General features: G+C 57.4%; 16 protein-coding genes and 1 riboswitch. Of the genes, 3 read left to right on the top strand and 13 right to left on the bottom strand.

Features of this window, described 5'->3' with window-relative positions; genetic code table 11:
* Positions 1 to 46 precede the first annotated feature (46 nt).
* Entirely contained in the window at positions 47 to 1,096 is a 1,050-nt protein-coding gene (gene fbaB, locus ACN28R_RS02570; protein ID WP_048637965.1) for a class I fructose-bisphosphate aldolase, read from the top strand.
* Positions 1,097 to 1,305: 209 nt separating this feature from the next.
* Here fbaB and thiD read toward each other — a convergent pair whose 3' ends face one another.
* The 8 genes from thiD to ACN28R_RS02530 all read right to left on the bottom strand — a co-directional run bounded on the left by thiD (position 1,306) and on the right by ACN28R_RS02530 (position 10,248).
* On the bottom strand, positions 1,306 to 2,112 hold the full coding sequence (thiD, locus tag ACN28R_RS02565) for a bifunctional hydroxymethylpyrimidine kinase/phosphomethylpyrimidine kinase (protein ID WP_095833496.1): 807 nt from the start codon (positions 2,110 to 2,112) through the stop codon (positions 1,306 to 1,308).
* A complete protein-coding gene (gene thiM / locus ACN28R_RS02560) occupies positions 2,109 to 2,903 on the bottom strand; it encodes a hydroxyethylthiazole kinase (protein WP_048639839.1) in 795 nt (264 codons plus the stop codon). The genes thiD and thiM overlap by 4 nt, the downstream gene beginning before the upstream one ends.
* Before the next feature lie 40 nt (positions 2,904 to 2,943).
* Positions 2,944 to 3,039: riboswitch (TPP riboswitch) on the bottom strand.
* Between the two features lie 176 nt (positions 3,040 to 3,215).
* Positions 3,216 to 4,391: an amidase gene (locus tag ACN28R_RS02555; RefSeq protein ID WP_095833495.1), complete on the bottom strand. Its 1,176-nt coding sequence runs from the start codon at positions 4,389 to 4,391 to the stop codon at positions 3,216 to 3,218.
* 33 nt (positions 4,392 to 4,424) lie between these two features.
* On the bottom strand, positions 4,425 to 5,405 hold the full coding sequence (locus ACN28R_RS02550; RefSeq protein ID WP_095833494.1) for an ABC transporter ATP-binding protein: 981 nt from the start codon (positions 5,403 to 5,405) through the stop codon (positions 4,425 to 4,427).
* Positions 5,406 to 6,443, bottom strand: a complete 1,038-nt coding sequence (locus ACN28R_RS02545) for an ABC transporter ATP-binding protein (RefSeq protein ID WP_095833493.1) — start codon at positions 6,441 to 6,443, stop codon at positions 5,406 to 5,408.
* Between the two features lie 2 nt (positions 6,444 to 6,445).
* On the bottom strand, positions 6,446 to 7,336 hold the full coding sequence (locus ACN28R_RS02540; protein ID WP_095833492.1) for an ABC transporter permease: 891 nt from the start codon (positions 7,334 to 7,336) through the stop codon (positions 6,446 to 6,448).
* 2 nt (positions 7,337 to 7,338) lie between these two features.
* The gene (locus ACN28R_RS02535) at positions 7,339 to 8,292 is read right to left on the bottom strand and encodes an ABC transporter permease (protein WP_095835702.1); all 954 of its coding nucleotides are present in this window, start codon (positions 8,290 to 8,292) and stop codon (positions 7,339 to 7,341) included.
* Positions 8,293 to 8,574: 282 nt separating this feature from the next.
* On the bottom strand, positions 8,575 to 10,248 hold the full coding sequence (locus ACN28R_RS02530) for an ABC transporter substrate-binding protein (RefSeq protein WP_095833491.1): 1,674 nt from the start codon (positions 10,246 to 10,248) through the stop codon (positions 8,575 to 8,577).
* 84 nt (positions 10,249 to 10,332) lie between these two features.
* On the opposite strand from ACN28R_RS02530, the gene ACN28R_RS02525 reads away from it, so the two are divergent.
* Together ACN28R_RS02525 and ACN28R_RS02520 are read left to right on the top strand one after the other, a co-directional pair.
* Positions 10,333 to 10,629: a hypothetical protein gene (locus tag ACN28R_RS02525; protein WP_145957954.1), complete on the top strand. Its 297-nt coding sequence runs from the start codon at positions 10,333 to 10,335 to the stop codon at positions 10,627 to 10,629.
* Between the two features lie 90 nt (positions 10,630 to 10,719).
* Positions 10,720 to 11,745 carry a LacI family DNA-binding transcriptional regulator gene (locus ACN28R_RS02520; RefSeq protein ID WP_095833490.1) on the top strand — a complete coding sequence of 342 codons (1,026 nt, stop codon included), beginning with the start codon at positions 10,720 to 10,722 and terminating at the stop codon, positions 11,743 to 11,745.
* 14 nt (positions 11,746 to 11,759) lie between these two features.
* Here ACN28R_RS02520 and ACN28R_RS02515 read toward each other — a convergent pair whose 3' ends face one another.
* Genes ACN28R_RS02515 through ACN28R_RS02495 form a run of 5 tightly spaced genes read right to left on the bottom strand, consistent with a single transcriptional unit; the run spans position 11,760 to position 15,482 of the window.
* The gene (locus tag ACN28R_RS02515; protein ID WP_236840174.1) at positions 11,760 to 13,865 is read right to left on the bottom strand and encodes a heavy metal translocating P-type ATPase; all 2,106 of its coding nucleotides are present in this window, start codon (positions 13,863 to 13,865) and stop codon (positions 11,760 to 11,762) included.
* Complete coding sequence (locus tag ACN28R_RS02510; protein ID WP_048637960.1) at positions 13,862 to 14,161, bottom strand: YtxH domain-containing protein; 300 nt, start codon at positions 14,159 to 14,161, stop codon at positions 13,862 to 13,864. The genes ACN28R_RS02515 and ACN28R_RS02510 overlap by 4 nt, the downstream gene beginning before the upstream one ends.
* A complete protein-coding gene (locus ACN28R_RS02505) occupies positions 14,148 to 14,462 on the bottom strand; it encodes a magnetosome protein MamC family protein (RefSeq protein ID WP_095833489.1) in 315 nt (104 codons plus the stop codon). Before ACN28R_RS02505 ends, ACN28R_RS02510 begins: the two co-directional genes overlap by 14 nt.
* Positions 14,446 to 15,138 carry a YtxH domain-containing protein gene (locus ACN28R_RS02500; protein WP_095833488.1) on the bottom strand — a complete coding sequence of 231 codons (693 nt, stop codon included), beginning with the start codon at positions 15,136 to 15,138 and terminating at the stop codon, positions 14,446 to 14,448. Before ACN28R_RS02500 ends, ACN28R_RS02505 begins: the two co-directional genes overlap by 17 nt.
* 17 nt (positions 15,139 to 15,155) lie before the next feature.
* Positions 15,156 to 15,482, bottom strand: coding sequence for an HMA2 domain-containing protein (locus tag ACN28R_RS02495; RefSeq protein ID WP_048637957.1), 327 nt, complete (start codon positions 15,480 to 15,482; stop codon positions 15,156 to 15,158).
* Positions 15,483 to 15,668: the final 186 nt, after the last annotated feature.

Genomic DNA, 15,668 nt, shown 5'->3' with positions numbered 1-15,668 from the left:
AATCACCTGAGACGGCGATAAGAAAAAGCCTAACCAGGAGTTAATCATGACCGATATTACACAGTTATTAGGTAAGGAAGCGGAAGATCTGTTGCAACACCGCTGTACCACTATCCCTGCTGAAAACCTTTACCTGCCGGGCGCCGACTTCGTCGATCGGGTGATGATCGATAACAATCGCCCCAACAGCGTGCTGCGTTCCATGCAGACGCTGTTCAACCATGGCCGACTGGCCGGTACCGGCTATCTGTCTATTTTACCGGTCGATCAGGGAGTTGAGCACTCCGCCGGCGCGTCTTTCGCCGCCAATCCGCTCTATTTCGACCCCAAAAATATCGTTGAACTGGCGATCGAAGCCGGCTGCAACTGCGTGGCGTCCACCTATGGCGTATTGGCGTCGGTTTCACGCCGCTACGCGCACAAGATCCCGTTTCTGGTCAAACTCAACCACAACGAAACCCTGAGTTATCCGACCCAGTACGACCAGACGCTGTACGCCAGCGTTGAGCAGGCGTTTAATCTGGGGGCGGTCGCCGTCGGCGCCACCATCTATTTTGGCTCCGAGCAGTCGCGCCGTCAGATCGAAGAGATCTCAAGCGCATTCGAACGCGCGCACGAACTGGGCATGGTCACCGTGCTGTGGGCCTATCTGCGCAACCCGGCCTTCAAAAAAGACGGCGTTGACTACCACGCCAGCGCCGATCTTACCGGCCAGGCCAACCATATTGCCGCCACCATCGGCGCCGATATCGTGAAGCAGAAAATGGCGGAAAACAACGGCGGCTATCGCGCCATCAAATTCGGCTATACCGATGACCGCGTCTACGACAAACTGACCACCGATCACCCGATCGATCTGGTGCGTTACCAACTGGCCAACTGCTACATGGGCCGCGCCGGGCTAATCAACTCCGGCGGCGCCGCCGGCGATAACGATCTACAGGAATCCGTACGCACCGCGGTGATCAATAAGCGCGCGGGCGGCATGGGGCTGATCCTCGGCCGTAAGGCATTCAAAAAATCCATGAAAGAGGGCGTGGCGCTGATCAACGCCGTGCAGGATACCTATCTTGATAAAAGTATAACTATCGCATAACCCGCCAGGGATTGTCCGGCTCGCGGATTTTGGCGCGGTTACGCCTGCACGGCGCAGCCGGACAATCACATCAAATCCAGGCTAACGCCGCGCATACCGCTCGTTTAAGGATCGAGAGATCCGGGGCGACCACGGCGCGAGGTTCCCTGCGTGAACCTCATCGCCGTGTTTACCCTAATGAGCGGCACCAGCGCTTTTCCCCCCTCAACTCACCACCAGGCATGGAAATGATGCACCGGACCGATCCCCTGCCCGACTTCCAGCGTATCGGCCTGCTCAAGCGCCTGTTGCAGATAATTTTTCGCCGCGGCGACCGTCGCCGGCCAATCAGCACAACGCGGCCGCAGGGCCGCCAGCGCCGCGGAGAGCGTGCAACCGGTACCGTGCGTATGCCGGGTATCGACGCGTGGGGAGGTGAAACGCTGCGGCGCCTGCCCCCGGCAGAACAGCCAGTCCGGGCTTTCTTGCTCGCTTAAATGCCCGCCTTTCATCAATACCGCCTGACAGCCCATACTCAGCAGTTCCTGTCCCTGAGCGCACATCTCCTGCTCGTTCCTGGCCGGTGGACAATCAAGCAGGGCGGCCGCTTCCGGTAAGTTAGGGGTAATCAGTGAGACATTAGGCAACAACCGGCGGCGGATCGACGCCACCGCGTCGGGCGATAACAACGGATCGCCGCTCTTCGCCAGCATAACCGTATCCAACACCACATAAGGTATGGTGTAACGGCGCAAGCGTTCCGCCACCACGTCGACAATATCAGCCTGCGCCAGCATGCCGATCTTGGCGCTGTCGATACGCACATCGCTCAGCACGGAATCAAGCTGGGCGCCCACAAACGCCGGATCAATCCGGTAGACGGACTGAACGCCGCGGGTATTCTGCGCCACCAGCGCGGTGATCACCGAAGTGCCGTAAGCCTCCAGCGCGGAGAACGTTTTCAAATCGGCCTGGATCCCCGCCCCGCCGCTGGGATCGGTGCCGGCAATGGTTAACGCATTAATACGTCGTTTCATGCCAGAGCCTCCGTACGCAGACGATAAAGCGCATCCAGAAAGGCCGGAATAAAACTGCCCGGCCCCTGAGACCGCACGGCTGCCCGTTTCCCCGCCAGCGACATGACATAACAGGCCGTCGCCACGTGCTGTGAACGGTCGCCCTCCAGCGCACAGAAAGCGGCGACCACGGCGGATAACGCACAGCCGGTTCCCACCACGCGGGTCATGATTTTATCCCCGCCGCTAATCGCCCAACTGCGAGAACCGTCCGTGACATAGTCCACCTCGCCCGTCACCGCGACCACCGTGGAGAGACGGCGAGCCAGTTCATGGGCGGCGGGCAGCGCGGTAAACGAGTCGTTAGCGCTGTCGACGCCGCGCCCCTGCGCACTTAGCCCGGACAATGCCATGATCTCTGAGGCGTTTCCCCGAATGGCCGCCGGTTTTAGTTGCAGCAGTTCACGGGCAAATTCGCTACGAAAAGTCAGCCCGCCGACCGCCACCGGGTCGAGCACCCAGGGCGTACCGGACTGATTGGCGCTGTTGACCGCCGCCAACATGGCATCGGCGCGATCGCGCTCCAGCGTTCCGACATTAATCAGCAGCGCATCGGCCATCGCGCTGAATTGTGCGGCTTCATCCGGATCCACCACCATGGCGGGCGAAGCATTAAGCGCCAGTAACACGTTGGCGGTAAATGATTGCACCACATCGTTGGTCAGACAGTGCACTAAAGGAGACAACGCATGAAATTGCGCTAACGATGCCGCCGCATGGGCAGCCGGTAAATCGACAGGTCGAGTATTCATCATTCCCCCAACCGGCGTTCAAGAAGGCGGTAACCGGTTGGTTGGCATACCGAGACTTCCCTACGCTGGCATTATCCAGATCAGGTCAACGGGTATTTCTCAGCCTTCACGTGGAAGGGCACCCCGAGTCGTTGAAAAATCAGAAGATTTTACAGCAGGCTTACGCCTTGCCGCTTACAGAATACTGCCCGCATCATGACTTGTAAATGCGGGGCGTCACGGAAAACAAGTAAGCGCGGAACAAAAAAGGATGGCGGCCAAGGTCAATGGGGGGGCTTGCCGTCACCAGCAAGCGGCCCCGGTTCGGCGATGTTACGAACATGCCGCGACCCGCGCGGCGGCTTTGACCAGACTCAGATCGCTGCCACGCGGACCAATTAACGAAATCCCCAGCGGCGCCCCCTCTTTTTGCGCCAGCGGCAGATTGACCTGCGGTATCCCGCACAATACGGCAATGGACAACAGGTGATGGGATAAACGACGGGTTTCTTCGATATCCGCCTCATTGGCGCTCAGCAAAGGCGCGACATCCGGCACCGTGGGCAAGACCAGAATCCGGTTTCCCACCAGCGCCCGCCACTCATCTCGCCAATGATCGCGCCTGCGGCAGCTGTTGAGGTACTGCTCATCCGTCACGCATTCGCCCCAGGCAAAACGCCCGGCCACATCGGCCCCCAGCACATAACCATAACGTTTTATTTTTTCACCCTGCGCTTGCCAGGCTTCGCGTCCCTGAATAAACCGAAAGGCCCAGTAGGCGTCCTCCAGCGAAGGCAGATCGCCCGACAGCGGCAACAGTTCGCCGACGGCCGCGTTAATCTTTGCCAACGCGGGCTGCAACGCCGTTTGCGACGCGGCAGGCAGCAGCGCAAACAGCGCATCGCCGATCGTCCATTCCGGCTGATCCGGCAGCGGCGCATCGTCTTCACCCAGCAAACACTCGCCCACCCTGACGAACAACCCGGCGTCGCGGGTAAAATAGCCTGCCGTATCCATGCTGTGGCTAAGCGGCTGACAACCTTCCAGAGAAATACGGCCGTGGGTGGGGCGTAATCCATACAGTCCGCAGTAGCTGGCCGGGGTGCGTACGGAACCGCCGGTATCCGTGCCGAGGGCGAAATCACAGAGATGGTTGGAGACCGCCGACGCCGACCCCGATGACGATCCGCCGGGAATACGATCGGGCGCGGCACCGTTACGCGGGGTGCCGTAGTGCATATTCTTACCACTCATGGAAAACGCCAGCTCATTGGTATGCGTTTTCCCGACAAATTCGGCTCCCGCATCCAGCAGTCGCTGTACCGTGGGCGCGGTACGCGGTTTTATGCCTGACATGGCGAGCACATGGGGGTTTCCGCCCCCGGTAGGGTACCCCCCGACGTCGAACAGGTCTTTCACCCCGAAGGTGAAACCGGCCAACGGGCCGTGAGGCGCATGCTCAACGGCGACCGGAGGGTAAGGCATAAAGGCAAAAGCATTATCTTGCATCGTGGTTCCTTAAATTGATGAAGCCGACTCGCTTTAGTGAGCGGTCATCCAGTGATGACAACGGACCTGGTGTCCGGCAATGACGTTTTGTGAATCTGGCAATTGGCTATGACATTTGTCACTGGCCCGCGGACAGCGCGGAGAAAAAGCGCACCCGGCAGGCAAACGCATCAGGTCCGGGGGTGAGCCGGGAATACTCACCAGCCTCTCGCCTTTTCGCAGTCCGCCTTTGGGGCGGGTGCTCAGCAGCACCTGGGTATATGGGTGGAGGGGATTGTTCAGCAGCTCCTGTAGCGGAGCCTGTTCAACAATACGACCGCCGTACATCACGGCCACGCGGTCGGCCACTTCGACAGCCGCGCCGATATCGTGCGTGACGAACACAATGGAAAGACCGAGATCCTGCTGTAATTCCCGCAATAGGATCAGAATCTGAATTTGCACCGTCGCATCCAGCGCGGTGGTTGGCTCATCGGCCAGCAATAGCCGGGGCTGGCATGCCAGCGCCAGGGCGATCATCGCCCGCTGGCGCATCCCGCCGGACATTTCATGCGGGTAGGCGTCAAGCCGCTGCTCGGGGCTGGGAATTCGCACGCGCCGCAGCGCGTCCAGCGCCTCTTGCCGCGCCTCGGCATAAGAGAGCGAACGATGCTGCCGCAATGCTTCGATAATCTGCGCCCCGACGGTATAGACCGGATCCATCGCCAATAACGGCTCCTGAAAGACCATCGCCGCCACCGGTCCACGCAAGGCCCGCAGTTGCCTTTTTGAAAACGCCATCACATCCTGACCGTCTATATGAATCTGGCCGTCGATGGTGGTGGTGCGTTCAGGATGGAGACGCATCAAGGCGCGTAGGGTGACGCTTTTACCCGAACCGGATTCGCCGATCAGCGCCAGCACTTCACCACGCGCCACCGCCAGACTCACCCCATTTACCGCCGATACCGTCTGGTTACCTCTGCGAAACCGGACCTTAAGATCGCGCACATCAACCATGGGTTGCTCTGCCATTCATGCCTCCTTAACCAGGATAAGGTTGTCAGGACTCTGCGAGTGTCCCGCGCCGGGTTCAACCATCAGACAGGCGGCGGAATGCTGGTGCGCTGCAGCGTACAAACGCGGCGCGCGTTGGCTGCACACGGCTTCGGCATGCGGGCAACGCGTGTGAAAGCGGCAGCCGCCGGGCGGATTTATCGGGCTGGGAGGATCGCCGCTCAACGGAGACCTGAGCGTGCGCCGCGCCGGATCCATCGATGGCATGGAACTGAGCAAGGCGCGGGTATAAGGATGCAACGCCCCGGAAAAAAGCGCTTCCGCCGGCCCGATTTCAACCACTTCTCCCAGATACATCACCATGATGCGATCGGAGAGATAGCGCACCACGTGTAAATCATGACTGATAAACACATAGGTCAGATTGAGGCTCTCTTTCAGATCCAATAACAGGTTGATCACCTGCGCTTCAACGGACTTATCCAAAGCGGATACCGCCTCATCAAGGATCACCAGCCGCGGATCAACCGCCAGGGCGCGGGCGATATTTACCCGCTGGCGCTGCCCGCCGGATAGTTCGTGGGCGTAGCGGCCGGCAAAACGCGACGGTTCCAGCCCAACATGCGCCATCAGATCCCGCGCCCGCGTCCGGGCTTCACGTTTGTTAATACCATGCACCAAAGGACCGAATGCCACCGACTCTTCCATCGTCAGGCGCGGATTGAGCGAAGAATAGCTATCCTGAAACACCATCTGCGCCTGACGGCGGTAATTGCGTAGCGGCAAGCGCGGACCGCCGACAGATTGCCCATCGAAGATCAGTTCGCCACTGTCGTGTTCGATCAACTGCATCAGTACACGCGCGGTCGTGGATTTACCACATCCCGACTCCCCCACCACGCCCAGGGTTTCCCCTTTTAACACCGAGAAATCGATACCGTCCACCGCCCGCACCAGCGCACGTTTTCCCAATTCGCCTTTCAGCGGAAAATGTTTCACCAGTTTCCGCCCGATAAGCAGCGGCTGAGCCGGTCCGCCGATGTCGTGGTTATCCATAGTCAACTCCGTATAGCCATGGCCATCCGCAGACGATCGGCCAAAATATTAAAAGAGATAGAGGTGATGAAAATCATCGCGCCGGGCAGCGCGCATACCCACGGTTGGGTATAAATCGCGGTGCGCAGCGTATTCAGCATCAATCCCCATTCCGGTTCCGGCGGCGTCACTCCCAAACCGAGAAAAGAAAGGCCCGACGCCAAAATCATTGATATCGAAATCAGTCCGGTGGTGAACACGAAGATCGGCCCCAGTACATTGCCCAGAACCTGGGTGCGGATGATGGTAAACGCGGAAGCGCCGGAGGCGCGCGCCGCTTCAATGTAATCGCGGTTACGCACCTGCGTTGTTACACTCTCCGCGATGCGCGCCACCTGCGGCACAAAAACCAGCGTCAGCGAGATCAGGGCATTCACCACCCCGGCCCCCATCGCGCCGGATAAGGCAATCGCCAACAACACGGAAGGAAAGGCGTAGAAAATATCGACGGTGCGCATGATTACGCTATTCAGCCAGCCACCGGCATAGCCAGCGATAATGCCGATAGTCGAACCGATAACAAAAGCAATCGCCACCGGCGTAATCCCCATAAACAGAGATAGCCGGGTGCCGAGCATCAGCCGCGACAGCATATCGCGCCCCAGTTCATCGGAACCCAGTGGGAAACCGGGTGTCCCGATAGGTTTCAGACGATTGAACATTGAGGTGGCGTAGGGATCGCCATGAACGATCCACGGCCCCAGCGCCGCCAGCACCAGGAGGCATAAAATCACCAACCCCACGCTCAGCGCCGAAGGATCGCGCATTATCCTCCCGAGCACCACACGCCAGTATCCCTGCGACTTTTCCGTCAAATCCACACTCAGGGCTGGACGCGCAAGATTAAGATTCATGATCAAGCCCTCTTTATTCGTGGATCAAACAGCGTTTGCAGGATATCGACCAGCAAATTGAGCAGGACAAAAAACAGCGCCAGCACCCAGATGGTGCCCTGCAACAGCGGTAAATCGCGCTGAAAAATCGCCGAGTTAAGCAGTAATCCGGTTCCCGGCCAGGCAAATACGGTTTCCACCAGAATGGATCCCCCCATCAGGTAGCCGATTTGCAATCCCATTACCGCCAGCGCGGTAGGCGCGGCGTTCTTCGCAACATGGGTAAATAATGCAAACTCGCTGACGCCTTTCGCTCTCAATCCGATAATAAATTCCTGCGCCAGCGTTTCCGCGATCTGTACGCGCACGGTTCGGGCGATGATGCCTGTCGGGATCACCGACAGCGTGATGGACGGAAGCAACATAAACTTCAGATGTTCCCAATCCCAGGCCCAATCCATCGCCCCCATGGGGCCACCGCCCGTGGCGGGCAGCCAATTTAGCTGGGAAGAAAAAATGATGACCAGCAGCATTCCCAACCAGTAATGCGGCACGCTGACGCCAAAGATGGAAAAGGCGGAGGCGATGCGATCAATCCAGCTATCCTGAAAATAACCGGCAACAAAACCGAACAGGCTGCCTAAGACAAAACCGATGAACGATGCGAGCAAGGCGAGACGCAGCGAGTAACTTACGGCGTTCATCACTTCGCTGCTCACCGGACGGCCGCTGGCGATGGACATGCCCAGATCGCCCTGCACCGCATGCCACAGCCAAAGACCGAACTGCACCGGCAGCGGCCGATCGAAGCCATAAGCCTGGATCAACTGCTGGCGCAGCGCTTCGGAGGCATCCGGCGGCATAACGGATACCAGAGGATCGCCCGGGGTCATATGAACCAGCATGAAACAGACCAGCGCGACGCCAAGCAAAATTGGCGTCGCCAGCAACAGGCGGCGAATAATATAAGTGAACATGGCAAACCTCGCAGACTGGAAATAAAAACCGCTATCCATCCCCGCAGATTTCAGCCAGCGGACGACCCGCGGTCGGTTCACCGCCTCAATCTGCGCCGCCGCTGATAAAAATGCAGGGTAGAAACCAATACGGTTCACTGAGGCCGGGATTTCATCATCCGCAGAACCAGCGCAAGCGTAATACCGTTCACCGGTGCCAAGGGAACGACCGCGATGTTTCGCGTCGCGGCCACTCCGTTATTCCCGGACCGTGAACGATCGGCATTCAGGCGGATGCCGCACTCAATTTCCCTTTGAAACCGAGGTCAGATCGATCATCCAACTTTGAGCTTGAACCACGCCCTGAACCGCCGGCGAAATGGCGCGCGGCGCCATATCATGAGCGACATACAGGAACGGCGTTTCATCCACCATTTCCTGATGCAATTCCGCCGTCGCCCCATCCAGCGCTTTAGGCTCAAACGTGTTGCGCGCTTTGTTAATCAATTCCTCGATTTTCGGCGTAGTGAAATAACCCCAGTTGGTGGAAACCGGCGGGAACGTTTTCTCACTGGCAAAACGCATCATGCCAAAGAAGGGATCCATCACCGCGGCGCTGACGTTAATCGCATCGGCGCCCTGGGCGGACGGATCTTTTGCCCCCAGACGCCAGCTACTGAACAGGGTATTCCACTCCATCACCACGATATTCACATCGAAATAACATTTTTTCAGGCTCTGCTGAATGTACTCATTCATCGGCAATGGCTGCATCTGACCGGAGCCAGATGCGGAAGTCAGCACTTTCACTTTGACCGGCTTTGCGGCGCTAAAACCGGCGTCGCTCATCAATTTACGCGCGGCGTCTTCGTCATAGTGGATTTTGAAACTCGGGTTGCCATACCATGCCGAATCTTTTTCATAGGTCCCGGTTGCCTCTTGCATATAACCGCCAAGGTAAGATTTAAGCTCGCTGCGGTTCAGGCAGAGATTCGCCGCCTGACGCACGCGCTTGTCCAGCCAGGGAGAACCGGGGACGAAGGAGAATTGCCACGGCCAGATATGCGGCTGCGCATTGGCGTAAATTTTAAATCCCCGGCTCTGGATCTGCGCCATCGCGTCGGGCGCCGGCGCTTCAATCCAGTCCACCTGCCCGGATAGCAGCGCCGCCGTCCGCGCATTGGCCTCCGGCAGCGGGATCAACATGACATGATCCACTTTCGGCACCCGTTTGACATCCCAGTAGTCGGCGTTTTTATCCAGCGTCAGTTGTTGCCTCGGCACCAGTTTATTCATCTTGAACGGTCCGGTGCCCACGGCATGAAACGCAAAAGCCGCCCAGGCCTGTTTGGAGCGCTCCGCCGGATCCGTCACCGAGGCTGGAACCGCATCAACGTCTTTTTGCCAGGCCGACGGCGACACAATAAATAAGTTGGTCAGGTTGAAAGGCAAAATGGAATCCGGCTCGCTGGTGATTAACTCAACGGTCAGGTCGTCGACCTTGCGCGCGGAATGCAGTGTCGGCATACGGGACGCCGTGTTGCCGATCTGCGCCGGCGCATATTGCGGCGCTTGTTTATTCAGTATCTTATCCACGTTCCACACCACCGCATCGGCGTTAAACGTCGTGCCATCATGGAATTTAACTCCAGGGCGTAGTTTGAATATCCATTTAGTGTGATCCTGCGGATCCACATGCCATTCGGTTGCCAGACCGGGAACCAGCTCACTGGGCTTTTCCCCCTGAGACAAATCCCACAACACCAGCGAGTCATACAGCGTAATGCCGGTAAAACGGTTTCCTTCATAGCCTTGATCCGGCTGACCTAAGGTCAGAGGGATATCGGCCGCGGTCATCGCAATACTCAGCGTACTGGCTGAGGAAGCGGAAAACGGAACCCATGCGCTTACAGCTAGCGCGCCTGCTAACGCCAGAGGGGTGAAACGAGGAGCATGTCGGTGAGATTTATATAACATATTGGCTGTTCCCTATTCGTCGGCAGAGTCGTTTTCCATAACAGACGCAAGGTATATACCAACTTTCTCCACAACATGGCGTTTATGAAGAAAAATAAAGATTTTTGGTTTTTTATCAAAAAATTAAATTTAAATAAAAAACAAATAAAATTTAACCCAAACGTTTGGGTAAGACGAGAAAGCCTAATCTGCAATAAAATAGGGCATGCCTCACCAATCTGGAGCAGTCCGCGTATCGGATATACCCGTCATGCTTCAAGTTGCATCTGCGTTGGCTTTGTTATTCGGCCCATCCATGGGCTTCGCCCCGTTGGGGCCGCCGCCAGCGCTGTTCAAAACGCCATGCGTTTTGTCCTGCAACTCGAATTATTTAGGGTATAGACTCTGATGGCATTTACTCATTAATTGAGTGACGGAAATATCATCAAGCCTATAGCATTTACCAGGCTATCAATTTTAGAGGGTCATTCAATGAGTAAACGTCCCGCTACATTACGCAGTATCGCTGAACAACTGAAAGTTCATGTCTCTACCGTGTCGCGCGTGTTGAATGGCGATGTAGAAAGGATTGCCGGCGTCGCCTCCAAAGAAACGATAGCGCGTATTCGCGAGTTGGCCACCAACCTCGGCTATCAACCCAATCCGCACGCAATTAGCCTGAAAACCCGGCATAGCCGCGAGATCGCCATCTTGGTTCCGCAACTGTCCGATATCGTGATGGCCAAAATTTATGAAGGCATTGACGCCGCGGCCTGTGATTACGGCTATACCGCCTTTGTCGCCAATACGCTCGATCGACCGGAACGCCAACGGCAACTGGCTGAAAAAGCCCTGGCGCGCAATGTCGAGGGCTTAATCATCTGCGATGCGCATTGCATGCCTGAAGAGGATTTCATTAGTGAACTGGAAAAACGGCGCGTCCCGCTGGTGCTGGTCAGCCGCCGTAAAGGGGAGCTGTGTTCCGTTACTTCGAATGACGGTGAAGGCGGATACATGGCCGCTCAGCATCTCTTTAAGCAAGGGCATACGCAGATCGGCATCATCGCCGGACAAGCCCATAGCGCAAATGCCCTTGAGCGCGTAACGTATTTCCTGAATTACTACCGTGAGCAGGGCATCGACATTCCCGCACACAATATCATCCACGGTCCGTTCGACGCGGCGGCAGGCTTTGCCATCGGGGAAAAGTTGCTGGCGCAGGATAAATGCCCTACCGCCATTTTTGCCGTTAATGATTTTCTGGCTATCGGCCTGTTCGGCGCCATGCGTAACCGCGGTTTGGTTCCAGGGCGGGATGTCGCGGTCGTCGGCTATAACGACACGCCTCTGGCTCCGCATTTACAGCCCCCGCTGACCAGTATCAGCACCTGTATGTATGAGCAAGGATATCTGGCCGTCGAAACGCTGCTGCGACGCATTGCGGGAGAAAGCGTGGCGTCGTACCGTTTTCCCGCCGTCATGACGATCCGGACAAGCAGTCAATGCCGGCCGCGTTAATCCACTCCCGCATATTAATCAGTGGCTTTCGTATCAGTCTGTTTGCGGCTCCTGGCCGCCAATGAGCGCAGTAAAACGCCCAGCGTGGTGCCGTTATGCAATAGCGCGCTGGCCGTCGGCTTCAGCCAGCCCATGGCCGCCGCCAGCATGATCGAACTATTCACCCACTCCGTCAGGCGAATATTGCTGTTAACCAGACGCATGGCTTCCTGAGCCATTTCACAGGCGGTCACCACCCCGTCGAGGTTATCCCGCAGCAATACGGCATCGGCAGCCTGCTGCGCCAACTCGGTGCTTTGATTCATCGCCATGCCCACATCGGCTTGAGTTAATACCGGCGCATCGTTGATGCCGTCGCCGATAAACAATACGCGATGCCCCTGCTGTTGCAGATCGCGCACCACATCGACTTTGCTTTCCGGCGTCGCCTGGGCACAGAAGCGATCGATGGATAACTCCTGCGCCAGCTGCCGCGCCTTCTCGACCTTATCACCGGTCAGCAAAACGATATTTTTGATTCCCCGTTCACGCAGCCGTTGAATGACGTCCGCGGCTTCTTCCCGCACGTTGTCCTGCAGGCCGATCATGCCGACCAGACGCTCATCCAGACCGATAAACAGCAGGTGACGACCCTGCGACTCCAGCCTGTCGATCTCATCTTCAAACTCGGAAAAATCAATCTGGTAATGGCAACTAAGGAAATGACGGCTCCCCACCACCATGCGGTGATCGTCCATCTCGGACTGTAAACCGTGGGCAATAACGTATTCCACTTCGCCATGATTAATATGCGGCAACGCATGGTGCGCCGCCGCCGCGACCACCGCTTTCGCCAACGGATGATTGCTGTGTTCTTCGACGGACGCGGCTATCGCCAGCAAACGCTCGGCCCAGGCCTTTTGCGGATCGAAACTAACGACATCGGTCACCTGCATATCGCCATGCGTCAGGGTGCCGGTTTTATCAAACACCACCGTATCGACCGCGGCCAACTGTTCAATCGCCCTGCCGCCTTTCAGCAGGAGTCCCTGGCGCGCCGCGCGGCTCATGATCGATTTAAAGGCGATGGGCGTGCTCAGTTTCAGGGCGCAAGAATAATCCACCAGGAAGACGGCGGCCAGGCGCTGCCAGTCACGGGTTAAAGCGAAAACCGCCGCGCCGACGCCCATGGTGATGGCGACCCGTCGATCGGCCATTTGTTGCGTCACGCGCTGCGTTTCACTGCGCTGGCTCAGAGATTCACTGATAAAACGCCGGATATTGGCCGTGGAGGATTCATCGCCAACCCGATCGGCGCGAACGACGATATTGCCGTCCTGCACCTGTGTGCCGGCATAGACCCAGGCGCCGCGCTCCCGGCGAACCGGTACGCCTTCGCCGGTCATCGATGACTGATTAATCAGCCCTACGCCGCGCAGAACCGTCCCATCGGCGGGAATATTGTCCCCCGGCCCCAGCAGCATCAGATCGCCGTTGACCAATTCGTCGCTCTGAATTTCTTCACGCATCCCTTGCCGTTCAACCCAAACCGGGTGTTCTCTGGGCTGCATCAGATCGGCCAGCAGCGCATCGGAATGACGGCTGGTTTCCTGCTCCAGATACTCGCCCAACGTCAACAGCGACTGGGTGATCATCGCCGTGCGGTGATCGCCCCGCGCCATGGACAAGCCCAGCGCCATGGCGTCCAGCACGTCCACTTTCAACTGGCCGTGAGCTAGGCTTTCCGCACCTTCGGCTAACGTGGGAGCGGTAAGCAACAAAGCGGGCAACGCGGCCCAGTTTCCGGGCAATAGCTGCGCCAGCACGATACCGCCAAGATTGAGCAGATTGTCGCTGCGGCTATATTCCGCGTCATAATCACCCGGCGTGCTTGCCTGCCAGTCCAACGCCAGCGCTTTCTGCAACAGGGTTTGACTTTTGGTCTGCTGACGATCGTAGGTAATGACCGCGGAACAGGCTTCAGGACGCAGGCGCACGCCATTAACGCCGCGAAAAGAGAGCAGTTGACGTTTCAGCCAGGCCAAACTTTGCGGGTAGCGTCGCATTTGCGGTATGCGCAAACGTACCCGCCCCGGCAGTTGATGAACCAACGTGATGGTTTCAGGCAAACGAGCGATCACTCGGCATCCGTTTCACGGTTACGGTAATATTCCAGTTCAGCCTGTAAATCGGCTAACCGCTCTTTTAACTCTTCCACTTCGCCACGCACCGTGCCCCACGCTTTGCTGGCCGTTGCCGTGATGCCCTGCTGAACTTCACGGTTGCTGAGCAAATAGGCGATGGCGGCGCCGGCAACCACGCCGGTAATCAAGTGCGCTCTGCCATTGGTCTGGCGATAAGGCATCTGCGGTGCCGCCGCCGGAGGATAAGGCGTGTAATACGGGTAATAAACATAAGGATAATTAGGCTGTTTCATCATCGGCCTCCTTTTTGCCAATCGCATCCATCAGGTAGATACCGGCGGCGCCGGCGCTCAACAACGTCAGCAAGGTCAAAACCGGCCGGCCGGCGGTGGCATTGGCGACGGCCATTACCGCGCCCCCCACCAGACCGCCTTTCGCCGCATCACACGCCACGGCGGCCGCCGTCTGATGCAGAGTTTTCTCGCCATTCTGATAACGACGCCATTGCTCAACACAGGACGCGGTGGTGCCGACCAGCGCCCCGGCAATGACCGCCCGGCTCACCGGGCTCAGGCTGTCACGATTGTTGCTCATTCTGCGGCTCCTCGCTTGCGGGCTGTCCTTGCTGGCGATGACGCTCCACCGATTCATTGAAGCCCTCTTTTCCCGCTTTCAACGTATCACGGAAAATCGTCGAACTGGTGGTCGCGGTTTCTTTCAGCGTTTCCGCGCCGCTTTTCACGCCGTCTTTAACCTTGGCGCCCCCCGTTTTGAGCAAATCACCGGTGCTGGCAACGGTTTGCAGCAGCATATTGCGTACGCTTTCATTGGTTAACAGCAGCGTCGCCGCCGCGCCAATCATCGCGCCTTTCCAGAACTCCTTATCATCCATGCCGATGGTGCCGATGATGTTTTTAAGTATCCCGGCTTGTTCGCCCATCATGTTTTCCACCATATTCTGCGCCTGGCTGTTCCAGTCAAAAACGGGCTGCGGCTGCGCATGGGAGTGATGGGGGGAATGGGGATATGGCGGAGGGGTCATGGCCGGTGGCGGCGTACCGGGTTGAGGCGGCATAGGGTATCCCATTGGCGGGAAGCCCGGCATCATCTGCGGCGGGTACCACATCGGCGGTTGCGGCCAGTACATTGTCGGTTGCTGAGGCGGGGCGGCGGCCTCTGGAGCCGGAGCAACTGGCGGATAGTAAGGGTAGCCATACGGCGGGTAATAGGCGCCCCCCTGATTGGCTGAATTGCTATTATCATTGCTCATATTCAATTCCTTAATGATTAGGATGACGGCGAGAGCGACTGAACCAGCTGTTCCAACGCGTGCTGGGCCGCGATATCATCCGCGCCAAAAAGCTGCGTCAGCACCGCCGGATTGATTTGCTTCGCGTCATATTCCAGCAGCAAACTTCCGGTATGTGTATTGAGACTGTAGCTGCGCAACGTATTGTCGGGGTGGCATAACGCCTCAAGTTTCTCCAGCTTTCCCTTGCCAAGACTGGGAATCAACCGGTTAGTGAAACGTAAACGTATACGACCCGGTATGTGATGTTCCACCGTAACAAAACGACGTAACATCATCAGTCCGCTTAACTCTTCTGACTCCATGCTGCTTCCTACATCTGCGATCGGGGCGGACATCGTCCATTCCGATGTTAAACCTGCCCAGAATTAACGGCGGACAAGAAAAAAACACAACCCTGTCATTATCAGCCGATGAAGGGGGGATTCTTTGCGGTTCATCAAGTGGCTTTGGGTTTTGTTAAGTACGGCGCAAAAAAAAACGATCGGGAA

This window comes from Brenneria goodwinii, assembly GCF_002291445.1.
In the GTDB taxonomy this organism is placed as follows: Bacteria; Pseudomonadota; Gammaproteobacteria; order Enterobacterales; family Enterobacteriaceae; genus Brenneria; species Brenneria goodwinii.
The sequence above is the reverse complement of the archived record's forward strand: the minus strand, read 5'-3'. Positions and strand labels throughout refer to the sequence as shown.